Below are 26,528 nucleotides of genomic sequence, written 5' to 3'. Positions count from 1 at the left end.
GGAACCGGCACCCCAGGCACGCGCGTCTCTGAAGGCACCGTCAGGCACCGCACGCATCACACACGCATCGCACGCACCGAGGAACGGGACACCGTGGGCAGCAGAAGGGCCGCCGCCGGGCGGCGCAGGACGAAACCCGCCGTCGTCGGCAGCGTGGCCGCGGTGGTCGTGGCCGGGGCCGGGTTCGGTGCCTACGCGATGTACGGCGGCGGGGCCGACGGCGACGACTCCGCGCGGACCAAGTCCGCGGCGGCCGGGGTGAAGTCGGGCCCGTTGACGGCGGCCGAGGTCACCTCGACGGCCCAGCGGTTCCTGACCGCCTGGCAGAAGGGCGACGTGGCCGGCGCGGCCGCCGCGACCGACGACGCCGGGGCCGCGAAGGCACTGCTCACCGGCTACGCCAAGGACGCCCGCATCAAGGACGCCACCTTCACCGCGGGCACCCCGGCCGGGGAGAAGGTCCCGTTCTCCGTGAAGGCCACCATCGCCTACGAGAAGGCGACCGAACCGCTGGCGTACGACAGCGCGCTGACCGTCGTACGCCGGGCGGGCGACGGCGAACCCCGTGTCGACTGGCACGCCGCCGTCGTGCACCCGGAGTTGCGGGACGGGGACGCGCTGGTCACCGGGAAGGCCGGGGATCCGCCGGTGAAGGCGCTGGACCGGGACGGCGGAGAGATCACCGCGGCCAAGTACCCGTCCCTGGGGACCGTCCTGGACGGGCTGCGCGACAAGTACGGCAAGAAGTCCGGCGGCACCCCGGGCGTCGAGCTGCGCGTGGTGCGCGGCGGAGCGGCGGGGGACGGCAAGGGCTCCAAGGAGGCCAAGGGCTCCGGGGCCGACGACGTCGCCGACAAGACCCTGCTGGAGCTGAGCAAGGGCACGCCCGGCACCCTGAAGACGACGCTCGACCCCGCCCTCCAGGCCGCCGCCGAGAAGCAGGTCGACGGCAAGAAGGGGGCGTCGGTGGTGCTGCTGCGCGCCTCCACCGGCGAGGTCCTCGCGGTCGCCAACGGCGGGCACGGCTTCAACACCGCCTTCCTCGGCTCACTCGCCCCCGGCTCCACCATGAAGGTCGTCACGGCCTCGATGCTGCTGGAGAAGGACCTGGCGTCCGTGAACGAGAAGCACCCGTGCCCGAAGTACTTCAGCTACGGCGGCTGGAAGTTCCAGAACGACGACAAGTTCGAGATCAAGGACGGCACCTTCAAGGCGAGCTTCGCCCGCTCCTGCAACACCGCCTTCATCAGCCAGGCCCCCGAGCTGGAGGACGACGACCTGACCAGGCAGGCCAAGGAGGTGTTCGGCCTGTCCATGAACAACTGGTCGGTCGGCGTGTCCACCTTCGACGGCAGGGTGCCGGTGCAGAGCGACGCCCAGATGGCGGCCTCCCTCATCGGCCAGGGCGGGGTGCGGATGAACCCGCTGAACATGGCGTCGGTGTCGGCGACCGTGAAGTCGGGCTCCTTCCACCAGCCGTACCTGGTCGCCCCGTCGGTCGACGGGCGGGCGCTCGCCACCGCCTCGCGCACGATGTCGGGCGGCACCCTCTCCGCGCTGCGCGAGCTGATGTCCTACACGGCGGCGTACGGCACCGCGGCCGAGGCGATGGCCGGGGTGAGCGGTGACGTCGGCGCGAAGACCGGGTCGGCGGAGGTCGACGGGCAGGAGAAGCCCAACGGCTGGTTCACGGCGTACCGGGGCGATCTGGCCGCGGCCGGCGTGGTGCAGCAGGGCGGGCACGGCGGCGACACGGCGGGGCCGATCGTCGCGGCGCTGCTCAAGGCGGGCGGCTGACACACCCCGGGCCGACGCACCCCGGGCCGACGCGCGCACCCTGACCGACGCGCGCACCCCGCGCTCACTGGGCCACGGGCTCAGTGGGCCACGGGCTGGGCGGCGGCGGCCGCCTGGTACGTACGGCGCAGGAAGCGGATGAGCGCCTTGTTCTCGAACTGGACCACCGAACAGCCCTGCGGGGAGTGGAACTCGACCACGGCCTGCACCCGCCCGCACGGCCACACCCGCACCTCGCCGCTCCCGGCGGGCGCGCGCAGGCCCTGTTCCAGCAGGGCGCGGGAGAAGGTCCACTCGCGGGAGCGGGACACCAGGCCGCCCCTGCCGGGCAGGGCGACGCACACCTTCGAGGGGTCGAGCTCGGGGTCGTAGCGCAGCACGACGGGTATCGCTCCGCCGTCGTCCTGGTCGGGGAGGTCCGCGTCCGTCAGGATGTGGGCTCGTGCGTACTGTTCGACTACGGACATGGGGTCGCCCCTTACGCTCTGCCACCTTTGTTGAAGCTGTGGTTCCACCCCCACTCCAATGTCCCATATTTCCCAGCTCACGCCCTGCGGGCCGAATATCACATGTGAGATCACGCTTACTTGGCGCACAGCAGCCTTTACCTCGCTCTTGCGAACGAGTTGCAACTGTTCCCTATCATCGAACCGTGCATGTACCTGACGGATTCATCAACGCCCCGACCTCCGCCGTGACCGGAGTCGTCGCCGCGGGCGCCATCGCGGTCAGCCTGCGCGGCGCGCGCCGTGAGCTGGACGAGCGGACGGCGCCGCTGGCCGGGCTGGTCGCGGCGTTCATCTTCGCGGTGCAGATGCTGAACTTCCCGGTCGCGGCCGGGACCAGCGGACATCTGCTCGGCGGCGCGCTGGCCGCCATCCTCGTCGGGCCCTACACCGGGGTCCTGTGCGTCTCCGTCGTCCTGCTCATGCAGGGCATCCTCTTCGCCGACGGCGGCCTGACCGCGCTCGGCGTGAACATCACCGACATGGCGATCGTCACCACGGTCGTCGCCTACGCCCTCTTCCGGGGGCTGGTGAAGGTCCTGCCGCGCACCCGCCGCTCGGTCACCGTGGCCTCCTTCGTCGCCGCGCTCGTCTCCGTCCCGGCCGCCGCCCTCGCCTTCACGTTCCTGTACTGGATCGGCGGCACCACGGACGTCGCCATCGGCAAGGTCGCCACCGCGATGATCGGCGTGCACCTGCTGATCGGCATCGGCGAGGCCGTGATCACCGCGCTGACCGTCGGCGCCGTCATCGCCGTACGCCCGGACCTGGTGTACGGGGCGCGCGGGCTCCAGCAGCGGCTGAAGCTGCGGGTGAACGGCGAGCTGGTCGACGCCCCCGGCGCGACGGGCCCGGAGCCCGCCCCCGCGCCCGTCGCCGCCCGCTCGCACCGCAAGGTGTGGATCACCGGCCTCGTCGCCTCCCTGGTCCTCGCCGGTTTCGTCAGCTTCTACGCCTCCGCCAACCCCGACGGCCTGGAGAAGGTCGCCGCCGACAAGGGCATCGACGAGAAGGCCGAGGAGCACGCCAACGCCGACTCGCCGCTCGCCGACTACGGCGTCGAGAACATCACCGACGCCCGGATCTCCGGGGGCCTCGCGGGCGTCATCGGCGTCGGTGTCACCGTCGTCGCGGGCAGCGCCGTGTTCTGGTCGGTGCGCAGGCGCCGCAGCGACGACACGTCCCCGAGCAACACGGAAACGACCGTCTGACGTGGGGGCGGGACACGCGCACCGGCTGTACCGGCACGGGCACTCCCCCGTGCACGGGCTGCCGCCGCACACCAAGCTCGCCGCGGTCTTCGCCTTCGTGGTCGTCGTGGTGTCGACGCCGCGCGAGGCGATGTGGGCCTTCGGGCTGTACGCGCTGCTGCTCGCGGCGGTGGCGTACGCGGCCCGGGTGCCGGCGGCCTTCCTGCTCAAGCGGCTGCTGATCGAGGTGCCGTTCGTGGCGTTCGCGGTGCTGATGCCGTTCGTGGCGGAGGGCGAGCGGGTCGACGTCCTCGGCCTGTCCCTGAGCGTCAACGGCCTGTGGGGCGCCTGGAACGTGCTCGCCAAGGGCACCCTGGGCGTCGCCGCCTCCGTGCTCCTCGCCGCCACGACCGAGCTGCGGGAGCTCCTCCTCGGTCTCCAGCGGCTGCGGCTGCCCCCGCTGCTGGTGCAGATCGCGTCGTTCATGATCCGGTACGGGGACGTGATCGCGGACGAGATGCGGCGGATGCGGATCGCCCGGGAGTCGCGCGGGTTCGAGGCGAGGGGCGTCCGGCACTGGGGCGTGCTCGCCAAGTCCGCGGGGGCGCTGTTCATCCGCTCCTACGAGCGCGGCGAACGCGTCCACCTGGCCATGGTCAGCCGCGGGTACGCCGGTTCCATGCCGGTGATCGACGAGGTGACCGCGGACCGGGCGCAGTGGTCGTACGCGCTGGCCCTCCCGTGTGCGGCGCTGGTCGTGTGTCTGCTGGGATGGACGCTATGACAGCCACCCCGGCCTCCCTCGCCGTCTCCGGCCTCGCCTTCGCCTACCCCGACGGGCACCAGGCCCTCTTCGGCGTGGACTTCTCCGTCGCCCGCGGCGAGCGGGTCGCGCTGCTCGGTCCGAACGGCGCGGGCAAGACCACCCTCGTCCTCCACCTCAACGGCATCCTGACCGGCGGCACCGGCACGGTCACCGTCGCCGGGCTGCCGGTGGACAAGCGGAACATGGCGGAGATCCGGCGCCGGGTCGGCATCGTCTTCCAGGACCCGGACGACCAGCTGTTCATGCCGACCGTGCGCGAGGACGTGGCGTTCGGACCGGCGGCGGCCGGGGTGAAGGGGGCGGAGCTGGAGGCCTGTGTGGACCGGGCGCTCACGCTGGTCGGCATGGCGGAGTTCAAGGACCGGCCCCCGCACCACCTCTCCTTCGGCCAGCGGCGCCGGGTGGCGGTGGCGACGGTGCTCGCCATGGAGCCGGAGATCCTGGTCCTGGACGAGCCGTCCTCCAACCTCGACCCGGCCTCCCGCCGCGAACTCGCCGACATCCTGCGCTCGCTGGACGTCACGGTGCTGATGGTCACCCACGACCTGCCCTACGCCATGGAGCTGTGCCCCCGCGCGCTGGTCCTCAGCGACGGCGTGATCGCCGCCGACGGTCCGACGGTGGAGCTGCTGTCGGACGACGCGCTGATGCGCGCCCACCGCCTGGAGCTGCCCTTCGGTTTCGACCCGCGGTCGGTGCCGGCCGGCGGCTGACGCGGGACCGAGGAATCACGGCGGGACCGAGGAATCGCGGCGGGTCCGTGGCGGTTGCACCCACTGTCGCGGACGATCGGAAGGGGCATGGAGAAGTGGACACGGACGTGGACGTGCACGGCACGGTGGCCGAGGGCTTCGAGCCGGTGAGGGACGCGTTCGTACGGAACTTCACCGTGCTCGGCGAGCGGGGCGCGGCCGTGGCCGTCTACCGGGACGGGCGCAAGGTCGTCGACCTGTGGGGCGGCTCCAGGGACGTCGACGGCACGGCCGGCACGGCGCCGTGGCGCCGGGGCACCGCCCAGGTGGTCCGCTCGGCGACCAAGGGCGTCGCCGCCGCCGTACCGCTGCTGCTGCACCGGCGCGGGGAACTGGACCTGGACGCGCCGGTGGGCGAGTACTGGCCCGAGTTCAAGGCGCACGGCAAGGAGCGAGTGCTGGTCCGGCACGTGCTGAACCACCGGGCCGGGCTGCCGGTCCTGGACCGCCCCCTCACCCCCGAGGACGCCCTCGACCCGCTGCGGGGCCCCGCGGCCGTCGCCGCCCAGACCCCCGCCTGGGAACCGGGCACCGACCACGGCTACCACGCGCTGACGTACGGCTGGCTCCTCGACGAGCTGGTCCGCCGGGTGACGGGCGGGCGGGGCGCCGGGCAGTGGATCGCGGACGAGATCGCCCGCCCGCTGGGCCTGGACCTGTGGGTGGGCCTGCCGGAGGCGGAGGAGGCGGCGGGCCGGGCCGGCCGCGTCGGGCGCCTCGACGAACCCGAGCCGTCGGGGCCCGGGAGCGGCCCGCGGCTGCGCCCGAAGCGCGCGGTGACCGAGGCCTACGGCGACCCCGGCTCCCTCACCCGCCGTGCCTTCGCCGCGATCACCCCGTTCCCCGACCAGAACGACCCCGTGTACCGCGCCGCCGCCCTCCCGGCCGCCAACGGCATCGCGACGGCCGACGGTCTCGCCCGGTTCTACGCGGCGTTGATCGGCGAGGTCGACGGCGTGACGCGGGGCGTGCGGCTCTTCGACCCGGCGACCCTGGAGCTGGCCCGCGCCGAGGAGTCAGCCGGCCCCGACCGGATCCTGGTCGTGGGCACCCGGTTCGGCCTCGGCTACATGCTGCACGGCAGCGCGTCCCCGTTCCTGTCCCCCGGCTCCTTCGGCCACCCGGGCCGCGGCGGCTCCCTCGGCTTCGCCGACCCGGAGGCCGGTGTCGCCCTGGGCTATGTCACCAACGGCTTCCGCAAGACCGTGACGGCGGACCCGCGGGCGCAGGCACTGGTACGGGCGGTACGCGCGTCGCTCGCCTAGCCGGACCGGCTCTCACGCGCCGGACGTGTCAGACGTGTCAGACGTTGATCGGGTGCGAGGTCCTGCCCGACGCCGAGTCGATCTCCTCGTGGGCCTTGGTGAGCAGCCGCATCGCCAGCTCGTTCAACGCGCGTGCGCCCGCGACCTCCTCACCGACCCGTGGCTGCTGGGAGTCGACCCGGTGGCGGCTGGCGTGGCCGTGCGCGCGGACCTCGGTGCCGTCGGGGAGCCGCACCATCGCGACTGCCCGCGTGTGCTGGTCGTCCTCCATGAACTCCATGTCGACGTGCCATCCCACTGTGGTGTGCATCATGACGATCACCTCCGGAACATCTCCTTCCAGGGTGCGCCTCCCCGCGCCGGTACGCACCACCCGGTCTACCCGGTGCGCAGCATCAGCCCGATCCCGACGACCAGGAGGCCCGCCGCCGCGATCCGGGGCGCGCCGAACCGCTCCTTGAAGAAGACGGCCCCTATCGCGGCGCCGACCAGGATGGACGACTCGCGCAGGGCGGCGATGGGCGCGAGTTCGGCGCGGGTCTGGGCCCACAGGACCAGGGCGTAGGCGGTGACGGACATCGCCGCGCCGAGCAGTCCGAGACGGGCGTGCGGCCGCAGCAGCGCCGGGGCACCGGCGCGGTGGCGGTGGAGGAAGTACGCCGGGAGGACCGTCCCCTGCACCGCCATCAGCCAGGCGATGTACCCGAGGGAGGTCCCGGAGGCGCGTACGCCGAGGCCGTCGACGACCGTGTACGCCGCGATGGTCACCCCGGTGGCCAGGGCCGCGCCGATGGCCGCCCAGTCGGGCCGTCGTCCCCGCAGCCCCCACAGGGCGACGCCGGTCAGCCCCGCGCAGGAGACCAGGATGCCCGCGGCCGCCCAGCCGTCCGGCACCTCGTGGGCGAAGACCGCGGCGAGGACGGTGACCAGCAGCGGCGCGCTGCCGCGGGCGATCGGGTAGGCCTGGCCGAAGTCGCCCAGCCGGAAGGACCGCATCAGCAGGGCGTAGTAGGCGATGTGGATGGCGGCGGAGACCAGGAGGTAGGGCCACGCCCCGGCCGCCGGGAACGCCGTGAACGGCAGCAGCGCGAGCCCGATGAGCATCCCGCCGCCCGAGATCAGCGCGAACCCGGTCAGCTTGTCGGTGATCCGGTGGGCGATGGCGTTCCAGCCGGCGTGGGTGACCGCGGCGAGCAGGACGGCGGCGGTGACCAGTGGGGTCACGCGGAGCGCTCGCGCACGTCCACGAGGGTGGCGCCGGCGGTGGCGACGAGCTCCTTGGGCTCCATCGGGAAGACGGCGTACGGGGTTCCGGCGGCGGCCCAGACGACGTCGTGGGCGAGCAGGGACCGGTCGGCCAGTACCCGGGTCCTGGTCCGGTGCCCGAAGGGCGGCACACCGCCGATCGCGTACCCGGTGGTCTCCCGTACGACGTCGGCCTTGGCCCGGGTGACCTTCTCGGCGCCGAGTTCCTCGCGGACCCGGTCCAGGTCGACGCGGGAGGCGCCGTCCATGAGGACGAGTACGGGCACGCCGTCCGCGGCGAAGATGAGCGACTTGCAGATCTGGCTCAGCTCGCACCCGATCGCGGCGGCGGCCTCGGCGGCGGTGCGGGTGGCCTCCGGGAAGCGCCGGGCCCGTGCGGCCAGGTCGCCGAGGCCGAGTTCGCCGAGGGCGGCGGCGAAGCGCGGATGCGCGGCGGAGGCGGCGGCGGAGCCGGAGGCGTCGTCGGTCGTCATGGTCCGCACCGTAGCGGTACGTGTAGCCCACAGGCGACCGGGTTACGGGGCCGACGGGACCCCCGGGACGGAGGAAGCCGGTGAGGGCAGCCCCGTCCCCACGGAACCCTCACCGGCTGGTCTGTGCCGTCCTCCTGTCAGAGGCCGCGGCGGCTGGTCAGGCGCGCACCAGCTCCCGGTCCTCGTCGGGGCCGGAGCCCCGCTCGTCGCCGGTGCGCAGGCCCTCGCCCTCGACGTCCACGTTGGGCAGCGCGCGGTCCAGCCACTTCGGCAGCCACCAGGCCTTCTTGCCGAGCAGGGCGAGGACCGCCGGGACGATGGCCATGCGGACGACGAACGCGTCGAAGAAGACGGCGATCGCGAGGCCGAAGCCGATCATCTTGACCATGGACTCGCTGGAGCCGATGAAGCCCGCGAAGACCGCCATCATGATCACCGCGGCGGCGGTGACGACCCGGGCGCCGTGCTTGAAGCCGGTGACGACCGCCTGGTTCGGCTTCTCGCCGTGGACGTAGGCCTCCCGCATGCGGGTGACCAGGAAGACCTCGTAGTCCATGGCCAGGCCGAAGACCACGCCGACCATGAAGATCGGCATCATCGACATGACCGGGCCGGTCTCCTCGACGCCCATCAGGCCGGACAGCCAGCCCCACTGGAAGACCGCGACGACCGCGCCGAGCGCCGCCATGACGGAGAGCAGGAAGCCGAGGGCCGCCTTCAGCGGGACCAGGATCGAGCGGAAGACCACGATGAGCAGCAGGAAGGCCAGGCCGACGACCAGGACCAGGTACGGCACCAGCGCGTCGTTGAGCTTCTCGCTGACGTCGATGTTCATCGCCGTGGAGCCGGTGACCAGGGTCTCGGCGCCGGTCTTCGCCTCGATGTCGCCGCCCGCGTCACGGATGGCGTGCACCAGGTCCTCGGTCTGCACGGAGGACGGCTTGGAGTCCGGGATCACGGTGATCGTCGCGGTGTCGCCGCCCTTGTTGGGCGCGGGCGGGGTCACCGCCACGACGCCGTCGAGGCCCTTGATCTCGCCCGCGACGTCGTCGAAGGCGTCCTTGGGCGCGTCGCTGCCCTTCGCGTCGACGACGACCATCAGGGGGCCGTTGAAGCCGGGGCCGAAGCCCTCGGAGAGCAGGTCGTAGGCGCGGCGCTGGGTCGTGGACGTCGGCTGGGAGCCGTCGTCGGGCAGGCCCAGTTCCAGGGAGGTCGCGGGGACCGCGGCGGCGCCGAGGCCGATGACGCCCAGGAGGAGGACGGCGAGGGGGCGGCGGACGACGAAGCTCGCCCAGCGGGTGCCCAGGTTGGCCTTCGGCCGGCCGGCCGGCTGGTCCGGCTTCGGCGCGTCCGGATCCGGTTCGCTCTTGCGGGAGCGGCCCAGCCGCCTGCCCTTCGCCCCGGCGGGCTTGACCCTGCGGCCGGCGTAGCCGAGCAGCGCGGGGATCATCGTGAGCGCGATCAGGACCGCGATGGCGACGGTGCCGGCGGCGGCGATACCCATCTTGGTGAGCATCGGGATGTTGACGACCGCGAGGCCCACCAGGGCGATGACGACGGTGAGGCCCGCGAAGACGACGGCCGATCCGGCGGTGCCGACCGCCCGTCCGGCGGCCTCCTCGCGCTCACGCCCCTCGGCGAGTTCGGCGCGGTAGCGGGAGACGATGAACAGGGCGTAGTCGATGCCGACCGCGAGGCCGATCATCATGGCCAGGATCGAGGTGGTCGAGCCCAGTTCGAGCGCGCTCGCCAGCGCGGTGATCGAGGAGACGCCGATGCCGACGCCGATCAGGGCGGTGAGCAGCGGCAGCCCGGCCGCGACCAGGGAGCCGAAGGTGATGACCAGGACGACGGCGGCGACCGCGATGCCGATGACCTCGGTGGCGCCGGTCTCCGGGACGGCCTGGAGCGCGTCACCGCCGACCTCGACGGTCAGCCCGGCGTCGCGCGCCTGCTGGGCGGCGTCCTCCAGGGCGTCCTTGGTGGACTCCTCCAGCTCCATGCCGGAGACGTCGTACTTCACCGAGGCGTAGGCGATGGTGCCGTCCTTGCTGACGGCGTTGCCGGTGTAGGGGTCGGCTACCGAGGCGACCTCGGAGCCGTCCGAGAGTTCGTCGACGGTCTTCTCGACGGTCGCCTTGTGGCCGGCGTCCGTCATCTTCTCGCCGGACGGTGCCTTGAAGACGACGCGTGCGGTCGCTCCGTCGGCGCTCGCTCCGGGGAAGCGCTGTTCCAGCAGGTCGAAGGCCTTCTGGGCCTCCGTTCCGGGTATGGAGAAGGAGGAGTTGCCGGCGGGCGGGGCGCTGGCCGCGCCGACGCCGGCGAGCGTCAGCAGGGCCACCCAGATCAGGGCGACGAAGTGCCGTCGGCGGAAGGCGAGCCGGCCGAGTTTGTAGAGGAACGTGGCCACGGGGGCGTACTCCCGGTCAGTCGTGGGATCTTCGGGGCAGGGGTGATCGGCCCGACGACGTGAGCGGTTACGTCAGGTGGGGCTCAGGTGGGGCTCAGGCAGTGCGTGGGGATCGTCAGTGGGTGGAGACGCCGAGTGCGGGGAGGATCACGGCGTCGATGTAGGAGGCGAGGAACTCCCGGGTCGGCGGCTGGTCGTCCAGCAGCGTGCGGGTGGCGAACCCGCCGACCATCATGTGCACGAGGAAGTCCAGCGCCGGACAGTCCGCTCTGATCTCACCGCGGTCGACGGCGCGTTGCAGCACGCGCCGGAACTCCACCATCTCCGGTTCGATGAGCTGGCCCCGGAACGCCTGGCGGAGATCCGGGTTCTGGTGCAGGGCCATGGCGACGCCACGCATCAGCGCGGAGTTCTGCTCCATGGTGCAGTCGTCCTCGCGCACCATGAGGGCGTGCAGGTCGCCGCGGAGCGAGCCGGTGTCGACGTCGCCGATCTCGCCCGGCTTGTTGTGCCGGATGGCCTTGACGACCAGCTCCGGCTTGCCGCCCCACTGGCGGTAGAGCGTCGCCTTGCTGGACCGGGTGCGGGCGGCCACGGCGTCCATGGTGAGGGCGTCGTAGCCGACTTCACGGAGCAGGTCGAGCACGGCCGCGTACAGCTCGGCCTCGCGCTCGGGAGTGATCCGACTGCGGCGCGCGGTGGTGGCCTCGGTCATCCTGCCCACTCCTCTCCGTCCCGGTTCCACTCGGCATCGTCAGAACGACACCGTTTCGTACATGACGAATGTACCTCAGCACCCTAGCGAAACGAAACTGTTTCGTTCGTGTTCTGGGTCACGGTTGTCGGCGCCGCGTAAGTGCGCCGTACGAGTTGCCGGTACCCGGCACCCGGAAAAGCATGGGGCGGGTGAGTTATCTGCGCCTTCCGCACCTCAGTGGCGACCAGCTGTGCTTCGTGGCCGAGGACGACCTCTGGCTCGCGTCCCTCGACGGTCCGGGCCGGGCCTGGCGGCTCACCGTCGACCGCACCAAGGCCGGTCCCCCGCGCTTCTCCCCCGACGGCCGGCACATCGCGTACACCAGCTGGCGCAGTCTGGTGCCGGAGGTCCACCTCGTGCCGGTGGACGGCGGCCCCGGGCGGCAGCTCACCCACTGGGGCGGCTTCGACACCCGGGTCTGCGGCTGGTCGCCGCCCGATCCCGACGGCACCACCGCCGTCCTCGCCGTCGCCTCACACGGCGAGCCCTTCTCGCACCTGACCTGGGCCTACAAGGTCACCCCCGACGGCGATCCCGGCCGCAAGCTGCCCTGGGGACCGGTCACCGACATCCAGGCCGCCGACCTCGACGGCGAGCGCAGGACCCTGCTCCTGACCGGCACCCCGCCGCACGAGCCGGCCGCCTGGAAGCGCTACCGGGGCGGCGCCACGGGCCGCCTCTGGCTGCACGGGGAGCGGATCCTGCCGGATCTCGGCGGGCACCTGGCCGCCCCGATGTTCGTCGGCGGCCGGATCGCCTTCCTCTCCGACCACGAGGGCGTCGGCAACCTCTACTCCTGCGCCCCCGACGGCACCGGCCTGCGCCGCCACACCGACCACGACGCGTTCTACGCCCGCAACGCCGCGAGCGACGGCACCCGGGTGGTGTACCAGTGCGCGGGCGACCTGTGGCTCGTGGACGACCTCGCGCCGGGCTCGGCGCCGCGGAAGCTGGACGTGCGGCTGAGCGGTCCGCGCGCGGGACGGCGGACGTACCAGGTGCCCGCCGCGCAGCACGTGGGCGGCGTCTCCGTCGACGAGACGGGCCGCGCGAGCGCCGTCGTCGTACGCGGCAGCCTGTACTGGCTCACCCACCGGGACGGCCCGGCCCGCACCATCGCCGACACCCCGGGCGTCCGGGTGCGGCTGCCGGAGATGCTCGGGGAGAGCGGGCGGATCGCGTACGTGACGGACGCGGAGGGCGAGGACGCCGTCGAGATCTCCTACCTGCCCCGCGCGACCGGCGGCCGCGCGGCCCGGCGGCTGGCCTCCGGACGCCTCGGCCGGGTCCTGGAGCTGGTCTCGGACCCGGCGGGCGACCGCCTCGCCGTCGCCTCGCACGACGGGCGCCTGCTGATCCTCGAAGTCGCGGAGGCCGACACGGAGGTGGCGCTGGCGCTGGCGGCGATGGACGCCGGGTATCCGGCGGACACGGGGGAGGACGCGGCCGGGACGGCCGACCGGGAGGGCACCGTCCCGGACGTCCCCACCCCGGACGCCCCCGCCGAGGACACCGGCACGCCGCTGACCGACGCGGGAGACGGCACACCGGGGGGTGACTCCGCGACCGGCCGCACCGGGGGAGGCGGAACGACCGCCGGTGACACGGCGGGAAACGCCCCCGCCGGAGGTGGCACGGCGCGCAGCACCCCCGCGGACCGCGCCCCCGCCGCCGACGCCCGCGCGGCAGGCGCCCCGCACGACGCCCCGGGCCCCGGCCCCGAACCGACCGCCGGGGACACCGGCACGCCGGGAGGTGACTCCGCGACCGGCAGCACCGCGGGAGGCGGAAATGCCGTCAGCGGCACGGTGGGCACCCCAGGCCTCCCCCCGACCGCCGGGGACACCGGCACCCCGGACGCCCCCGCCGAGGACACCGACGCCGGGGGCGCCGTGACGCCGGGCTCCCCGGGCACCCCCGCGACCGCCGGAGGCCAGGTCACCGAGCTGATCCGCTCCGTCAACGGCCCCGTGCGCGACCTCGCCTTCTCCCCCGACGGGGCCTGGCTCACCTGGTCGCACCCGGGCATCGGACGCACCCTGCGGCAGATCAAGATGGCCCGGATCGACGGCCCCGAGGGCACCCTCGTCGTCGACGTCACCAACGGCCGCTTCGAGGACGAGAACCCGGTGTTCACCGGGGACGGCCGCTACCTCGCCTTCCTGTCCTGGCGCGGCTTCGACCCGGTGTACGACGTGCACACCGGCGACCTGTCCTTCCCGCTGGGCTGCCGCCCCTACCTGGTGCCGCTGTCCTCCGCGACGCCCTCCCCCTTCGCCCTCAACCCCGAGGGCCGCCCGGCGGCCGGGGGCCTGGACCCACTGGAGGACGAGCCCGGCGAGGGCGGTGCGGTGACCGTCGAGGTCGAGGGTCTGGAGAGTCGGGTGACGCCGTTCCCGGTCACCGCCTCCAAGTACTCGGCCCTCGAGCCGGTCGCGGGCGGCGGCCTGGTCTGGCTGCGCTGGCCGATCTCGGGTGCGCTCGGCGAGACCTTCGCCAACCCCGCCGACCCGAGCGAGCGGCCCACGCTGGAGCACTTCAACCTGGCCAAGGCGAAGAAGTCGGAACTGGTGGACCACCTGGACTGGTTCCGGGTCAGCGGCGACGGCAGCCGCCTGGTCGTGCTCGACGAGGGCGACCTGCGCGCCGTCCCGGCGACCGAGGTGGGTGACGGCGACTCGACCACCTGGATCGACCTGCGCCGCATCCTGCACGAGGTCGACCCGGCCGCCGAGTGGCGTCAGGCGTACGACGAGGCGGGCCGCCTGATCCGCGCCTACTTCTGGGACCCCGGGATGTGCGGCATCGACTGGGACGCGGTCCTCGACCAGTACCGTCCGCTGCTCGAACGGGTCGCCTCGCCGGACGAGTTCGCCGACCTGCTGCGCGAGGTGCTGGGCGAGCTGGGCACCTCGCACGCCTACGTCGTCGCCGGCCGGCGCAACGAGGGCCCGGCGCACTACCAGCGCTGGCAGGGCCTGCTCGGCGCCAACTTCGTCTGCCGGGACGGGCGGTGGGTGGCGAAGCGCATCCTGCCGGGCGACTCCTCCGACTCCAAGGCCCGCTCCCCGCTGGCCGGCACGGGCATCCGCGACGGTGCCGTCCTGACCCACGTCGACGGCCGCCCGGTCGACCCGGTCCTCGGCCCGTCCCCGCTGCTGGCGGGCGCGGGCGGTACGACGGTGGAGCTGACCTTCTCCCCCGCCGAGGGCGGCCCCGGCCCCTCCCGCCGGGTCGCCGTCGTACCGCTCGTCGACGAACGCCCCCTGCGCTACCAGGACTGGGTGGCCAAACGCCGCGAGGTGGTACGGCAGTTGAGCGGCGGCCGGTGCGGCTACCTGCACATCCCGGACATGGGCGGCTCCGGCTGGGCGCAGTTCAACCGGGACCTGCGCATGGAGGTGTCCCGGCCCGCGCTCATCGTGGACGTGCGCGGCAACGCGGGCGGGCACATCAGCGAGCTGGTCATCGAGAAGCTGACCCGGAGCATCCTGGGCTGGGACCTCACCCGGGACGCCCAGCCGGAGTCGTACACCTCCAACGCCCCGCGCGGACCGGTCGTCGCGGTCGCCGACGAGGCGACGTCCTCCGACGGCGACATGATCACGGCAGCGTTCAAACTGCTGCGGCTCGGCCCCGTGGTCGGGCAGCGCACCTGGGGCGGCGTCGTCGGCATGACCGGCCGGCACCGCCTCGGCGACGGCTCGGTCATCACGGTGCCGATGAACGCGGCCTGGTTCGACGCCTACGGCTGGTCCGTGGAGAACTACGGCGTCGCCCCCGACGTCGAGGCGCTGCGCACCCCGCTGGACTGGGCCGAGGGCCGCTACCCGGTCCTGGACGAGGCGGTCCGCCTCGCGTTGGAGCTGCTGGAGACCAACCCGCCCGCGACGCCCCCCGGTTACGACGCCGTACCCGACCGGTCGCGTCCGCCGCTGCCGCCGCGGGAGTAGCGCCCTGCGCGCCCTCGGCGGGGCACGGGAAAGGACGCCCACCCGGTCGGCCCGGGAGGGCGCCCTCTCACTTCAGCGGCGGCGCGTCAGGCGTCGAAGCTGTCCTGGAGCCGCTCGTCCTCGTCGCGACGGCGCGAGGACGGGTCCTGGTGCTCCGACTCGCGGCGGCGCGAGGCCGGGGAGGACGGGTCCATCTCGTCCTCGTCGCGACGGCGGTCGCGGTTCTGGAACTGGTCCCGCGCCTGCTCGGCACGCTGCATGCGCTCGGCCTTGTCCTGGAACTGGTCCTTCATACCCATGTGGGTTCACTCCTGTGATCGGGCCCGACCGGATCGGCCGGGTGCTCGATCAGATTCACATGGGCCGTGACCGTGCGCATGTCGATCACTTACGGACCGTAGTCGCGCTGGTCGGACGCTGTTCGTCGGCCGCTCCACCGGCGCCGACCAGGCCCGTCCGCAGGCCCTCCAGCCGGTCGCCGAAGCGCCGCATCTCGCGCTGTCCGACGGTGCCGATGACGGCCGGCAGGTAGCCGCGCACGCCCTGCATGCCGCGCAGCCACCACTGCCCGTAGACGTGCGCGGAGCGGCGCTCGACGCCCTCCACGAGCCGGTCCACGGCCGGGCCCAGCGGGTAGGTCTTGTTCGACGGCCAGGGCAGCCGCTGCCGCAACTCCCGCATGACGTCGTCCTGGTCGGCACCGCGCACCATGTCGGTGTCGGTCCAGGACAGATAGCCGACGCCGACCTTCACGCCCCGGTGCCCGACCTCGCCGCGCAGGCTGTGCGCGTACGCCTCGACGCCGGACTTGGAGGCGCAGTAGGCGCTCATCATCGGGGCGGGGGTGAGGGCGGCCAGCGACGCGATCTGGAGCAGGTAGCCGCGGCTCTCCAGCAGTGCGGGCAGGAAGGCGCGGGCGGTGACGGCCGAGCCGATCAGGTTGACCTCGATGACCCGCCGCCAGGACTCCGGGTCGGACTCGACGAAGGGTCCGCCGGTGGCCACGCCCGCGTTGGCGACGACGATGTCGACCTTCCCGAAGCGCTCCTTCACCTCCGCCGCCACCCGGGCCATCGCCTCGTGGTCGGTGACGTCGGCGTGCCAGTGGTCGCTGTCGCTGTGCAACCGGGCGGAGACCTGCTTGAGTTCGTCCGGCTCCAGGCCGACCAGCGCCACCCTCACCCCGCGCGCGGACAGCTTGCGGGCCATCAGCTCCCCGACGCCCCGCGCCGCTCCGGTGACGACGGCGACCCGTCCTTCCAGGCTCACCCTGCTCATGCGCTCTCCTCGGCGGGTACGGCACGCTCACCGCGTGCGCTGGGTATGTGGGTGGCGGCGAGCGCCCGTATCCTGCCGGTCACCAGGTCCGGCGCCTCCACCGGCGTCATGTGGCCGACGCCCGGGAGTTCGGTGAGGCCCGCGCAGTCGGGCAGCGCGGCGGCCAGCGCGCGGGCGTGCACGGGCGGTGTCAGCCGGTCCGCCGTACCGACCACGATCTCCACCGGCATCCGCAACTCCCGTACGCCGTGGTCGAGGTCGAGCAGGTCGAGCACGTGCGACCAGCCGTACCGCACCCGGCTGGGGCAGGCGTGCACGATGCGGGCGCAGGCGTCGACCATCTGCGGGGCCGAACCGGGGCCCATGGTCCCGTACTTGAGGATGCGGCGGGCGACCGGCGTGACCGGCCCGAGCGGCGCCCGGGAGCCGAGGATCCGCCGGGTCAGCCAGGTGCGCACCCGGCCCGCCCGCATCGGCACCACGGTGGCCGACGCCACCAGCCGCGCGCTGCCCGTGCTGCACAGCAGGACGGCCGCCGCGTGCTCGCGCACCGCGGGCCGGGTCGCCGCGGCCATCAGCGTCATCCCGCCCATGGAGTGCCCGGCGATCACGGCCCGCTCGCCCGGCGCGAGGGTGGCCTCCAGGACGGCTTCGAGGTCGTCGGCGAGCGGCTCGGTGCCGTACGCCGGGTTGGCCGGGCTGCGGCCGTGGCCGCGCTGGTCGTAGGCGATGACCCGGTGGTCGACGGCGAGTGCGCGGATCTGCGCCGCCCAGAAGGCGGTGGAGCAGCACCAGCCGTGCGCGAGGACGACCGCGGGGGCGTTCTCGGGGCCGTGCACCTCGACGTGGAGACGGGCGCCGTCGGCGGCGGTGACGGTCAGCTCGTGGGCGGGTACGGGCGGGGCGTACGGCCCGTCGGCGACGTGCGTCAGGCGGCTCACGCGCTCACCTCGGCGTCCGCGCCGGTGTTCACGCCGGTGGCCTCGGCCCCGGCCGGGCTCGGGCGCAGCACCTGGTACTCGGCGAGGTCCACGCGCCGCGTCGCCCGCCGGAACTCGGCGGTGGTGCCGGGCCAGACGGTGGTGTTGCGGCCGCTGGCGTCCAGGTACCAGCTGGTGCAGCCGCCGGTGTTCCACACCGTGCGCTTCATGCGTTCCTGCACACGGTGGTTCCAGTTGCGCACGGCGGCGGGGCGGGGGTCGAGAGCGGTGCGACCGCCGAGGACGTTCAGCTGGCGCAGGTAGTCGGCCATGTAGTTCAGCTGGGACTCGATCATCAGGATCATGGACGAGTTGCCGAGGCCGGTGTTGGGCCCGATGACCGTCATGAAGTTGGGGAAGCCGGCCGCCGTGCCGCCGCGCAGCGCCTCCATGCCGCCCTTCCAGGTCTCGGCCAGCGTCCGCCCGTCCGCGCCCACGACCCGCTCGGCGATGGGCATGTCGGTGACGTGGAACCCGGTGCCGAAGATGATCGCGTCCGCCTCGGCCTCGGTGCCGTCGGCGGCGACGAGCGTCGACCCGCGCACCTCGCTGAGCCCGCTCGCGACCACGTCGACGTTGGGCTGGGCGAGCGCCGGGTAGTAGGTGCTCGACAGCAGGATCCGCTTGCAGCCGATGCGGTAGTCGGGGGTGAGCTTGGCGCGCAGGGCCGGGTCCTTGATCGCGGCGCCCATGTTGCGCTTGGCGATCTGCTCGACGAAGCCCAGCTCGTTCGGGTGCTTGGTGAACGCCTGCACCTGGAGTTCCCGGATGCCCCACAGCAGCCCGCGGCGGAGCTTGGTGGTGGCGGGCACCGCCCGGTGCAGGGCGCGCTCGGCGCCGCTGATGGCCCGGTCCACGCGGGGCATCACCCAGGCCGGGGTGCGCTGGAAGAGGGTGAGCCGGCCCACCTTCGGCTGGACGGCCGGCACGATCTGGATGGCGGAGGCGCCGGTGCCGATCATGGCGACGCGCTTGCCGGTGAGGTCGTAGTCGTGGTCCCAGCGGGCCGAGTGGAAGACCTTGCCGGGGAAGGTGTCGAGCCCGGGGATGTCGGGGACCTTGGGGTCGGAGAGCGGCCCGGTCGCGGAGACGACGACGTCGGCGGTGAGGGTGCCGCGCACGGTCTCGATCTCCCACCGCAGCTGCTCGGTGTCCCACGCCATCCGCTTCACCTCCGAGTCGAGGCGGAGGTGGGGGCGCAGCCCGAAGGTGTCGGTGACGTGCTCCAGGTAGGCGCGGATGTGCTCCTGCCCGGAGAAGGTGCGCGGCCACTCGGGGTTGGGCGCGAAGGAGAAGGAGTACAGGTGGGACGGTACGTCGCAGGCGCAGCCGGGGTAGCTGTTGTCCCGCCAGGTCCCGCCGACACTCGCCGCCCGCTCCAGTACGACGAAGTCGGTGATCCCTTCGCGCCGCAGCCGCACGGCGGCCCCCAGGCCGCCGAAGCCGGACCCGATCACCGCCACCCGTACGTGTTCGTGAACCTGCTCGTGCTCGGCCATCCCGGAGCCTCCACGCTTGCCTGGACCGTCTGGAACCTGGAACCGTCTGGAACCTTGCCAGTGAACACTGGCGCAATGGGAGCGTAGAGCAGGTCCGTACTCATGGGTAGGGGTCGGACGGAGGAAAGTTACCGGGGGTACGCCATAGGGTCGTGCACGTGACCGAGAAGCGCGAGTACCGCATGGAGGAACTGGCCCGCCTGGCCGGCATCACGGTGCGCACCCTGCGCTTCTACCGCGAACGCAAACTGATCCCCCCGCCCCGCCGCGAGGGCCGCATCGCCTGGTACGACGACCACCACCTGGCCCGCCTGCGCACCATCGCGGCGCTGCTGGAGCGCGGCCACACCCTGAACGGCATCGCGGAACTCGCCGACGCCTTCGACCACGGCCGCGACGTCGGCGACCTGCTCGGCGTCGGCGAGCCCACCGAGGAGACCCCGGTCCGCCTCACCCCGGAGGAGCTCGCCGCCCGCTTCGAGGGCGAGGTCAGCGCCGAGAACCTGGCCGCCGCGATGGAGCTGGGCTACCTCGGCACCGACGGCGACGAACTGGTCCACATCAGCCACCGCCTCCTTGAGGTCTCCTCCGCCCTGGTCCGCGAGGGCATCCCGCTCGGCGAGGTCCTCCAGGCCGGCGCCCGCGTCCGCGAACACGCCGACGCCCTCGCCGGACTCTTCGCCGACCTGATCCTGCGTCACGCCCCCGAGCCGGAACTCCACCGCCTGCGCCCGCTGGCCCGCAGCGTGGTGGAGGCGGAACTGTCGCTGGCGCTGGACCGGCGGTTGCAGAGGCCCCGGCACGGGTAACGTCCTGTGCACCGTCCGCACCACCTGCCGTACCGCGCACCGCGTGAAGGGCCGGCCCGGACCGGAACCCAGCGGGGAGGACGCCGATGACCTCGGAGTTGTGGAGCACCGGGCCGATCGGGCACGGGCGGGGCACCCCGTTCTGGGACCTGCTGGACGCGCCCGCGCGGGCAGCGCTGCGGCGCGCGGGCCGGCCGGCGTCGTACGCGCCCCGGGACGAGTTGCTCCGGCAGAACGACCTCACCGACCACCTTCTGGTGCTGGGCAGCGGCTGCGTCAAGGTGAGTTCCGCGTCCGCCGCCGGCTATCAGGCGGTGCTCGCGCTGCGCGGCCCGGGAGACCTGGTCGGGGAACAGGCGGGACTGGACGGCGGGGCCCGGTCCGCCACCCTCACCGCCCTCACCCCGGTGCGCGCCCTGCGCATACCACCGTCCGCCTTCAAGGCGGCGGCACGCGACCACCCGGCCGTCACCGGCGCCGTCCACCAGATGCTCTCCGCCCGGCTCCGGGACGCCGACCGGCAGCGCACCGCGGCCGGCGCCGACACCCTCAGCACCCGCCTCGCCGACCTGCTGCTCGACCTCGCCGCCGGATACGGCCGGCGCGGCGCCTCCGGGGCCGTCGAGATAGCGCTCCCCCTGTCCCAGGACGACTTCGCCGGGCTGGTCCTGGGGTCACGCAGGACCGTCAGCCGCATCCTCGAGCAGTGGCGTGCCGACGGCTGGGTGACCACCGGGCGCACCCATGTGACCGTCGACAACCCGGACGCCCTGAAGCGGGTGCGGGAGGGCAGCGGGCGGACCTGACACCCCACGGACCCGGTGCCGGTGGCCGCCCGCCGTGCCGTCACAGGTCGGTCCAGGCCAGCGTGGTCAGTCCGTACTCCCCGGCCACCGGGTTCCACCCCGCGACGAAGTCCTTCTTCGCCGCCGTCGCCCGCTCGTTGGCCTCCGCCGCCTCCCGCCAGTCGGCGGAGGAGACGATCGTGTCCGAGGAGCAGGAGCCCGAGGCGTCGTCCGCCAGTCGCGCATAGGCCCGGTCGGCGTCCTCCGAACTCCGCCAGGCCGTGCGCAGATCGCCGGCGAGGCCCGTCGGCAGCCGGTCGAGGTCGAGCGCGTCGAGACGCTCCACCAGCCCGGCCCGCGCCTCGGCCGCCTCCCCGAACACTCTCTCGGCGTCCCGCAGTCCGGTGCAGCGCAGCAGCGACTGCACCGCGCCGGCGACGCCGCTGCGGTGGCCGGTGTTGTCGGTCAGCAGCTTGTCCAGTCCCTCCGCCTGGTCCCGCGCCTCCTCCTGGCGGGCCGACGCGGTCGGTGTGCTCGCACCGGTGCCGGTGCCGCCGCCCGGCTCGACGGCCGATCCGCCGCCGTCGGAGCCGCTGCCGCCCAGCCCGCGCCAGACCAGCAACGCGACGACGAGCGCCAGGACGACCGCGCATCCCGCCAGCCTGCCCGAGCCCTTCCCGGTGGTGGCCGGACGTTGCACGGGCACGTACGGCGGCGCGCCGCCCGCCGTCGGAGCGTGGCCCGTGTGCACACCGGCGGGCACGGGCCGGCCGGGGCCGGGGACGCCCGTCGGCGGCGCTCCGGGCGGCGCCCCGGATGCGGCCCCTCGTGGAGACCCGACCGGTGCCATGACGGTCGTCGGTGCGTGGGCCGGCGACGGCGGCGCCGGGCGGGGCCACGTCTTCGGTGCGGACTCCGCCGCCCGGCTCAGCGCGTCCAGCCAGTCGCCGAGCGCGGGCCGCCGGGCCGGGTCCGCGCTCAGGCCGCGGGCGGCCAGCTCGCCCACGGCCGGATCCAGCGCCCGCAGCGGAGCCGGGTCCTGCCCCTGCTGCTCGTGCATGAACAGCCGCACCGCCAGCAGCGCGAACTTGTAGGCGTCGCCCTGCCGGGTCTCGGCCCGCTCGCCGCCGGGCAGTTGCCAGGCCGGCGTCTGCACCGGCTCCAGCGCCCACGCGCCGTGCAGCCCCATCGCGTCGCAGTCGATGAGGAAGCAGCCCGGACGCGGCCCGGACAGCGAGAACAGCAGGTTCTTCGGGGACAGGTCCCCCGCGACCACCCCGAGGCCGTGCAGCCGGTCCAGCATCTCGGCCAGCGCGAGCAGCAGCCCGAAGAGCTGCCGCGGGGAGGGGACCACGCCCACGACGTTGCGCAGGTACGCCTCGGGGTTGAGCAGGAACTCGAAACCGGCCGGCTTGCGGGCACCGCCCCGCAGCGTGAGGAAGTACGCGTCGGGGATCTGCCGCATCAGGAAGCCCCGGACGTCCCGGCCGTCCGTCACGAGCGCGGCCGGCCAGGCGGTGTTCCCGGCGAGCCACCGCCCCTCGGACGCGGGCCGGGAGGGCAGGTGCGCGACCATGCGCTCCAGCACGTCGACCCGCAGCTCGCCGAGTGCCTTCGGGTGGTACTCCTTGAACGCCACCGGCCAGGTGCGGTTCACCAGCCGCTTCTCGACCGCCCACACCCGGCCCTGCCCGCCGTCGCCCAGCGGCGGGCCCAGGACCAGGTCCGAGCGGGCGATCCGTGCCGCACCCGCACCGGTGCCGGCACCGGTCACCGTGGTCCGCCCCTCGGGGCGCGGCGGGACCACACGGCGAGCAGGGTGCGGTCGTCGTCGAAGGTCTCCCGTGAGAAGTCGAGCAGGTGGGCCAGCATCCTCGGCTCGGGCGGGCCGTCCTGGAGGGCCCCGGCGAAGATCTCGCCGACCGGACCGCTGCCGTCCCCGAGGGGAACCCCGAACCCGTCCGTCCCCACCAGCACGACGCTGTCCGCGGGCAGGGTGTAGGTGATCGGCCGGGTCCGCGGCAGCAGCCTCGGCAGGGCCACCACGGCGGTGCTGGAGATGTCGCCGTCCTCCGCGCTCCCGTCGTGCAGCAGCGCGTGGTAGCCGCCGCCGTGCAGACACCAGGCCGACGAGTCCCCGGCGCGCACCACGGTGACGTCCATCCGGCCGTCGTCCCGGGCCGCCACGGTGCCCGTGACCAGCGTCGTCGCCAGCTGCCTGGCCGCTTCGGCCCGGTCCCGCTCGCCGGGCTCCCGGCCGCCCGCGACACGCATCACCAGTTGGTAGGCGGCGGCCTGGAGCACACGGGTCCAGTCCGGTTCCGACCGTTCCTGCGCCAGCTGGGCCAGTACGTCGTTGACGGCGGTGCGGCAGGCCAGCGCGGCGCCGATGTGGGAGTGCGGGGCGGAGGAGACGCCGTCGGCCACGGCGAAGACGACCCGGTCGGACGGCTCGTGCCAGGCGACGACCACGTCGTCCTGCCGGGGCGGCCCGCCGAACCGGTGCTGGTCGCCGCGGACCGAGGCGAGCCGCACGGTCAGTCCCGGGGACGACCAGCCGTCGAAGATGGTGTCGGGCCGGTAGGGGTCGGCCGGGGGCGGCTTCGGCTCCACGTGCGCGGCCGGTGTGCCCAGCACGACCCGCTCCCAGCGGCGGGCACCCGGCGCGGGCGCGTAGCGCTCCTGCCCCGACGCCCGCGGCGCCGCATGCCGGGGCCCGCCCTCGCCGTCCGGCCCGGCGTCCCCGCCCGGCCCGACCCCGTACGGCCGCCCCCGGCCGGTGTCCGACGCCTCACCGCCGGCCCCCGGTGCCCCCGGGAGGCCGACGGACGACGTCCGCGACTCCCCGGGGCCGCCGGGACCACCGGAGTTGCCGGAGCCGCCAGGCGGCACCGCGTCGGCGCCGTGCAGGGCAGCACCGGGCGGCGCCCCGTGCACCGTGCCCTCGGCACCGCTCCGGGGCGCGCCGCCCGGTCCCGGTCCGTCCACGGCGTACGGCACCGACAGCGGACCCGGCCCCTGACCGGGTACGCCGGCGGCCGCGGGGCCCGGCCTCTCCGCCGGGTACGGCCCGGGGGCCCGGCCGCGCGGCCCCAAGTCCCCGCCGTACGAACCCGGATCCCGGCCGTACGAGCCCGCGCCGCCGCCGTGGGACCCGGACCCCTCGCTGCCCGGTCCCGGACCTCCGCTGTACGCCCCGGACGCCCCGGACGCCCCACCGGACGATCCCGCCTGCCGGCCGTACGTCCCCGAGTCCTCGCCGTACGGCCCCCGTTCCGGGCCGCCTGGCCTCACATCCCTTCCGTACGAGCCCGGTTCCCAGCCGCGCGCCCCCGAGCCACCTCCGTACGCCTCCGCTTCCCCGTCGCCCGGCCCCCCGTCGGCGCCGTACGGCCCGGAGCCGGCGCCGTACGGGCCGGATTCCCCGCCGGGCGGCCCCGGTTGCCCGCCGTCGGGCTGCGGTGGGGCCGTCGGCTTCTCCGGGGGCTCGCTGTCCGGCGGCTGGGGCCGGCCGGAGCGGGAGCGCCACCACGACGCGCGTTTCTCCACGTCAGACCTCGTCGATCGCGAGCCGGAAGCCCTCGGGCTTCTCCACCACGAGCTCGGGCTGCCCCGACGCCACCGCGTTGCCGGACTCGACCACGCTCTTGGTGAGCGCGGTGAAGAACCTGGCGATGGAGTCGCCCAGTTGCGCCCCGGGGATGGACACGAACGCGAAGTCCTGGCGGGTGGCGACGGACAGGATGGTCTCGGCGCGGGCCTCGCCGATCCCGAAGGCGATGATGTTCGGCGCGGCTCCGGTGACGGAGCGGTCGGTGAGCCGCCGGTGCGTCTCGCGCCAGTCCCCGCCGCTGTTGGGCTGGCCGTCGCTGAGGAGGAACACCGCGGGCCGGTGCACCCGGTACCCCTGTGCCTTCAGGTCCCGGACGTCCTGCGGGATGCGGTCCAGCAGGGCCTGGAACGCCGCGTCGTAGTTGGTGCCGCCGCCCGCCGACAGCCGCGGCAGCTCGGCCTCGCTCCTCAGGTCCGCCAGGATCAGTCTCTCCGTGACCCGGTTGGCGAAGCCGAGCACGGAGAAGCGCACCTTGGCCGCGGCCATCGGCTCCCCGAGCAGCGCGACGTGGAGGGACTTCATCCCTTCGTTCAGATCACCGACGTAGTCCGACATCGAACCCGACTCGTCGGCCAGGACGTACACCGGCAGCAACTGCCCCAGAGTCTCAGCCATCCCCGTTACCCCTCATCTCTCTGCTTCGCTATTCGTCCGCCGCGACGGGCGCCAGTCCCTGCGGGCACTCCAGCACCAGCTCCATCTGCCCGGCGATCGCGCTCCGGCCCAGGTGCAGCAGCGTGCGCTGGAGCAGGACGGAGAACTGCACCGCGGACTGGGCCGGGTCCGCCCCGTCGACGGCGGCGACCGCCAGCGCCGGCCGCGACGCGATCCGCTGCGCCACCCGGGCCCGGTCCGCGCCGATGGCGCAGGCCACGATGTTCGGGAAGTACGTGTGCGCCATCAGCTCGGCGTGCGCCGCGGGCCACTCCGCGTCGTCCTCGGGCTGTCCGACGGAGAGGAAGAACACCACGGGCCGCAGCACGCGCGGCACCTGTTCCTTGAGCCGTTCCGTCTCCAGCGGAACGAGGTCCTTCAGCCGCCGCAGGACCGGGCGGTAGCGGCAGCCGGGACTGGTGGTGAGCCCGGGCACGCCGGTGCGCCAGGAGACCTCGGTCAGCGGCAGCACCACGTCGGCGCCGTCGGCGTAGGTGATCACCGACAGCCGGACGGCCGAGGCCACGTCGGGGCTGTTGGCGAGCAGGGTCTGGAGGGAGCGCAGCGCGTTCTCCAGGTCGACGACGCAGCCGGCCGCGGCCGGCGAGGTGTCCAGGACGACGTAGACCGGGACCAGGCCGGTGGCGGGCGCCGACGCGGGCGCCGGACCGCCGCCGCCCCACCGCACCGGCCCCGCGCCCTGGGCCGCGGCGGGGGCGCCCCCGTGCGCGTCCGCGACCACCGGCCCACCGGCGGGAAGCCCGGGCTGCCGCCCGGCGTCGGGGCGTTCGAGCACGCCGCTCACCCCCGTGCCGGGGCCGTCGGCGCCGAGGACACCCGCGCGCAGTCCGGGCAGGTCCACCTCGCGGACCACGCCCCGCTCGATGAGGTACTTGACCATGTCGGCGTGCCGCTCGTCGCGCAGTTCGTGCCGGGCGACCTCGGCGTCCCGCACCCTGGCCAGCATCTCCAGGGCCTGCCCGGTCTCCTCGGGGTGGCGGACCAGGTGCTCGCGGATGAGTTCCTCGATGTCGATCCGGCGGCCGTCCAGCACCTTGCGCTCGTCGGCCTGCCGGCGTCGGCGGCCGTCCTCCACGATGTCCTTGACCTGCTCGTCGGAGCGGACCTCGCCGATCCTGCGTTCATGGGCGTGCACGCCCAGGCTGGCCCGCCGCTCGGCCTCCGCCAGCTCCTGGATGTGCCGCGCGGCCGCCTCGTCGGGCTCCATCTGGATCTTGCAGTAGTAGATGGTGACGCCCTCGGGGAGCGGTATCTCCCGGTCCAGCTCCTGGTTGATCCGCAGCTGCGCCGCCAGAGCCTGCGTGATGGCGAACTGGGCGGCGGTGATCCGGATCCGGTCGGTGAGGTACCCGTACACCACGGCCAGCGCGTCCCGCACGTTCCGCGAGACCACCAGCGCCGGATCGTGCACCCGGAAGCCGACGTCGATCGTCGCCCGGAACCGGTGCCCGCCGTCCCGGCACGTCAGCGGCGTCCTGGTGACGGCCGCCTGGCGGCGGTGGTCGCTGAGGTCGACGACGTAGCAGGGCCGGCTCCCGCCGAACACGCGCTGCCCGAACGTACGGACCGTCTCGACCTCGAAGGGGCGGCCCTCGACCGGGTAGACGACCGCGACCGCGGGCGGCAACGGCGAGATGTCCCCCACCTTGCTGCGGGGGACGGCACGGTCGTTGAGGATGAGGGAGAGGGGCATC

The 26,528-nt window shown here is 73.9% G+C and carries 22 protein-coding genes; 8 read left to right on the top strand and 14 right to left on the bottom strand.

Annotated elements, in window-relative coordinates; translation table 11 throughout:
- Positions 1 to 93: 93 nt before the first annotated feature.
- A complete protein-coding gene (locus OHA99_RS21950; RefSeq protein WP_381499052.1) occupies positions 94 to 1,797 on the top strand; it encodes a penicillin-binding transpeptidase domain-containing protein in 1,704 nt (567 codons plus the stop codon).
- A gap of 80 nt (positions 1,798 to 1,877) precedes the next feature.
- Here OHA99_RS21950 and OHA99_RS21945 read toward each other — a convergent pair whose 3' ends face one another.
- Positions 1,878 to 2,264, bottom strand: a complete 387-nt coding sequence (locus OHA99_RS21945; RefSeq protein ID WP_007450525.1) for an SsgA family sporulation/cell division regulator — start codon at positions 2,262 to 2,264, stop codon at positions 1,878 to 1,880.
- Positions 2,265 to 2,449: 185 nt separating this feature from the next.
- Between OHA99_RS21945 and OHA99_RS21940 the strand changes: the two genes are divergently transcribed.
- The 4 genes from OHA99_RS21940 to OHA99_RS21925 all read left to right on the top strand — a co-directional run bounded on the left by OHA99_RS21940 (position 2,450) and on the right by OHA99_RS21925 (position 6,336).
- On the top strand, positions 2,450 to 3,514 hold the full coding sequence (locus tag OHA99_RS21940) for an energy-coupling factor ABC transporter permease (protein WP_381499048.1): 1,065 nt from the start codon (positions 2,450 to 2,452) through the stop codon (positions 3,512 to 3,514).
- A 1-nt stretch (position 3,515) separates the two neighbouring features.
- Positions 3,516 to 4,277, top strand: a complete 762-nt coding sequence (gene cbiQ, locus OHA99_RS21935) for a cobalt ECF transporter T component CbiQ (protein ID WP_153179433.1) — start codon at positions 3,516 to 3,518, stop codon at positions 4,275 to 4,277.
- A complete protein-coding gene (locus OHA99_RS21930; RefSeq protein ID WP_164248731.1) occupies positions 4,274 to 5,032 on the top strand; it encodes an energy-coupling factor ABC transporter ATP-binding protein in 759 nt (252 codons plus the stop codon). The genes cbiQ and OHA99_RS21930 overlap by 4 nt, the downstream gene beginning before the upstream one ends.
- Before the next feature lie 107 nt (positions 5,033 to 5,139).
- A complete protein-coding gene (locus OHA99_RS21925; protein ID WP_381499104.1) occupies positions 5,140 to 6,336 on the top strand; it encodes a serine hydrolase domain-containing protein in 1,197 nt (398 codons plus the stop codon).
- A 37-nt stretch (positions 6,337 to 6,373) separates the two neighbouring features.
- Here OHA99_RS21925 and OHA99_RS21920 read toward each other — a convergent pair whose 3' ends face one another.
- The 5 genes from OHA99_RS21920 to OHA99_RS21900 form a co-directional block, all read right to left on the bottom strand.
- Positions 6,374 to 6,649, bottom strand: coding sequence for a DUF1876 domain-containing protein (locus OHA99_RS21920; RefSeq protein WP_153179431.1), 276 nt, complete (start codon positions 6,647 to 6,649; stop codon positions 6,374 to 6,376).
- A 65-nt stretch (positions 6,650 to 6,714) separates the two neighbouring features.
- On the bottom strand, positions 6,715 to 7,560 hold the full coding sequence (locus OHA99_RS21915) for an EamA family transporter (protein ID WP_153179430.1): 846 nt from the start codon (positions 7,558 to 7,560) through the stop codon (positions 6,715 to 6,717).
- Positions 7,557 to 8,075, bottom strand: coding sequence for a YbaK/EbsC family protein (locus OHA99_RS21910; RefSeq protein WP_153179429.1), 519 nt, complete (start codon positions 8,073 to 8,075; stop codon positions 7,557 to 7,559). The genes OHA99_RS21915 and OHA99_RS21910 overlap by 4 nt, the downstream gene beginning before the upstream one ends.
- A gap of 157 nt (positions 8,076 to 8,232) precedes the next feature.
- Entirely contained in the window at positions 8,233 to 10,485 is a 2,253-nt protein-coding gene (locus tag OHA99_RS21905) for an MMPL family transporter (RefSeq protein WP_381499045.1), read from the bottom strand.
- 115 nt (positions 10,486 to 10,600) lie between these two features.
- Entirely contained in the window at positions 10,601 to 11,200 is a 600-nt protein-coding gene (locus OHA99_RS21900; protein ID WP_153179427.1) for a TetR/AcrR family transcriptional regulator, read from the bottom strand.
- Positions 11,201 to 11,382: 182 nt separating this feature from the next.
- Between OHA99_RS21900 and OHA99_RS21895 the strand changes: the two genes are divergently transcribed.
- A complete protein-coding gene (locus OHA99_RS21895; RefSeq protein WP_405697375.1) occupies positions 11,383 to 15,195 on the top strand; it encodes a S41 family peptidase in 3,813 nt (1,270 codons plus the stop codon).
- 86 nt (positions 15,196 to 15,281) lie between these two features.
- On the opposite strand, the gene OHA99_RS21890 is transcribed toward OHA99_RS21895, so the two are convergent.
- The 4 genes from OHA99_RS21890 to OHA99_RS21875 form a co-directional block, all read right to left on the bottom strand.
- Positions 15,282 to 15,494, bottom strand: coding sequence for a hypothetical protein (locus OHA99_RS21890; RefSeq protein ID WP_405697372.1), 213 nt, complete (start codon positions 15,492 to 15,494; stop codon positions 15,282 to 15,284).
- Between the two features lie 85 nt (positions 15,495 to 15,579).
- Positions 15,580 to 16,473 carry an SDR family oxidoreductase gene (locus tag OHA99_RS21885; RefSeq protein WP_405697369.1) on the bottom strand — a complete coding sequence of 298 codons (894 nt, stop codon included), beginning with the start codon at positions 16,471 to 16,473 and terminating at the stop codon, positions 15,580 to 15,582.
- Entirely contained in the window at positions 16,470 to 17,414 is a 945-nt protein-coding gene (locus tag OHA99_RS21880; RefSeq protein WP_153179423.1) for an alpha/beta fold hydrolase, read from the bottom strand. The genes OHA99_RS21885 and OHA99_RS21880 overlap by 4 nt, the downstream gene beginning before the upstream one ends.
- The gene (locus OHA99_RS21875) at positions 17,411 to 18,952 is read right to left on the bottom strand and encodes an NAD(P)/FAD-dependent oxidoreductase (protein WP_153179422.1); all 1,542 of its coding nucleotides are present in this window, start codon (positions 18,950 to 18,952) and stop codon (positions 17,411 to 17,413) included. Before OHA99_RS21875 ends, OHA99_RS21880 begins: the two co-directional genes overlap by 4 nt.
- Positions 18,953 to 19,110: 158 nt before the next feature.
- Between OHA99_RS21875 and OHA99_RS21870 the strand changes: the two genes are divergently transcribed.
- Together OHA99_RS21870 and OHA99_RS21865 are read left to right on the top strand one after the other, a co-directional pair.
- On the top strand, positions 19,111 to 19,761 hold the full coding sequence (locus OHA99_RS21870) for a MerR family transcriptional regulator (RefSeq protein ID WP_087790615.1): 651 nt from the start codon (positions 19,111 to 19,113) through the stop codon (positions 19,759 to 19,761).
- An 86-nt stretch (positions 19,762 to 19,847) separates the two neighbouring features.
- Positions 19,848 to 20,567, top strand: coding sequence for a Crp/Fnr family transcriptional regulator (locus tag OHA99_RS21865; RefSeq protein WP_153179421.1), 720 nt, complete (start codon positions 19,848 to 19,850; stop codon positions 20,565 to 20,567).
- Between the two features lie 40 nt (positions 20,568 to 20,607).
- Here OHA99_RS21865 and OHA99_RS21860 read toward each other — a convergent pair whose 3' ends face one another.
- The 4 genes from OHA99_RS21860 to OHA99_RS21845 all read right to left on the bottom strand — a co-directional run bounded on the left by OHA99_RS21860 (position 20,608) and on the right by OHA99_RS21845 (position 26,527).
- Entirely contained in the window at positions 20,608 to 22,320 is a 1,713-nt protein-coding gene (locus tag OHA99_RS21860; protein ID WP_405697366.1) for a hypothetical protein, read from the bottom strand.
- The gene (locus OHA99_RS21855) at positions 22,317 to 23,534 is read right to left on the bottom strand and encodes a protein phosphatase 2C domain-containing protein (protein ID WP_405697364.1); all 1,218 of its coding nucleotides are present in this window, start codon (positions 23,532 to 23,534) and stop codon (positions 22,317 to 22,319) included. Before OHA99_RS21855 ends, OHA99_RS21860 begins: the two co-directional genes overlap by 4 nt.
- Positions 23,535 to 24,096: 562 nt before the next feature.
- Positions 24,097 to 24,774, bottom strand: coding sequence for a VWA domain-containing protein (locus OHA99_RS21850; protein WP_007390006.1), 678 nt, complete (start codon positions 24,772 to 24,774; stop codon positions 24,097 to 24,099).
- A 28-nt stretch (positions 24,775 to 24,802) separates the two neighbouring features.
- Complete coding sequence (locus OHA99_RS21845) at positions 24,803 to 26,527, bottom strand: hypothetical protein (protein ID WP_153179417.1); 1,725 nt, start codon at positions 26,525 to 26,527, stop codon at positions 24,803 to 24,805.
- Position 26,528 lies beyond the last annotated feature (1 nt).

Origin of the sequence: Streptomyces coelicoflavus, assembly GCF_045041415.1 — a bacterium.
Lineage (GTDB): Bacteria > Actinomycetota > Actinomycetes > Streptomycetales > Streptomycetaceae > Streptomyces > Streptomyces coelicoflavus.
Note: the sequence above shows the minus strand (reverse complement) of the source record. Positions and strands in the feature narration are given on the sequence as shown.

Bases quoted from the DNA above. Each gene is read 5' to 3' on its own strand.
- OHA99_RS21895 (WP_405697375.1), top strand. From the start codon at position 11,383: ATGGGGCGGGTGAGTTATCTGCGCCTTCCGCACCTCAGTGGCGACCAG.
- OHA99_RS21850 (WP_007390006.1), bottom strand. From the start codon at position 24,774: ATGGCTGAGACTCTGGGGCAGTTGCTGCCGGTGTACGTCCTGGCCGAC.
- OHA99_RS21885 (WP_405697369.1), bottom strand. From the start codon at position 16,473: ATGAGCAGGGTGAGCCTGGAAGGACGGGTCGCCGTCGTCACCGGAGCG.
- OHA99_RS21845 (WP_153179417.1), bottom strand. From the start codon at position 26,527: ATGCCCCTCTCCCTCATCCTCAACGACCGTGCCGTCCCCCGCAGCAAG.
- OHA99_RS21945 (WP_007450525.1), bottom strand. From the start codon at position 2,264: ATGTCCGTAGTCGAACAGTACGCACGAGCCCACATCCTGACGGACGCG.
- OHA99_RS21865 (WP_153179421.1), top strand. From the start codon at position 19,848: ATGACCTCGGAGTTGTGGAGCACCGGGCCGATCGGGCACGGGCGGGGC.
- OHA99_RS21890 (WP_405697372.1), bottom strand. From the start codon at position 15,494: ATGGGTATGAAGGACCAGTTCCAGGACAAGGCCGAGCGCATGCAGCGT.
- OHA99_RS21875 (WP_153179422.1), bottom strand. From the start codon at position 18,952: ATGGCCGAGCACGAGCAGGTTCACGAACACGTACGGGTGGCGGTGATC.
- OHA99_RS21920 (WP_153179431.1), bottom strand. From the start codon at position 6,649: ATGATGCACACCACAGTGGGATGGCACGTCGACATGGAGTTCATGGAG.
- OHA99_RS21930 (WP_164248731.1), top strand. From the start codon at position 4,274: ATGACAGCCACCCCGGCCTCCCTCGCCGTCTCCGGCCTCGCCTTCGCC.
- OHA99_RS21910 (WP_153179429.1), bottom strand. From the start codon at position 8,075: ATGACGACCGACGACGCCTCCGGCTCCGCCGCCGCCTCCGCCGCGCAT.
- OHA99_RS21900 (WP_153179427.1), bottom strand. From the start codon at position 11,200: ATGACCGAGGCCACCACCGCGCGCCGCAGTCGGATCACTCCCGAGCGC.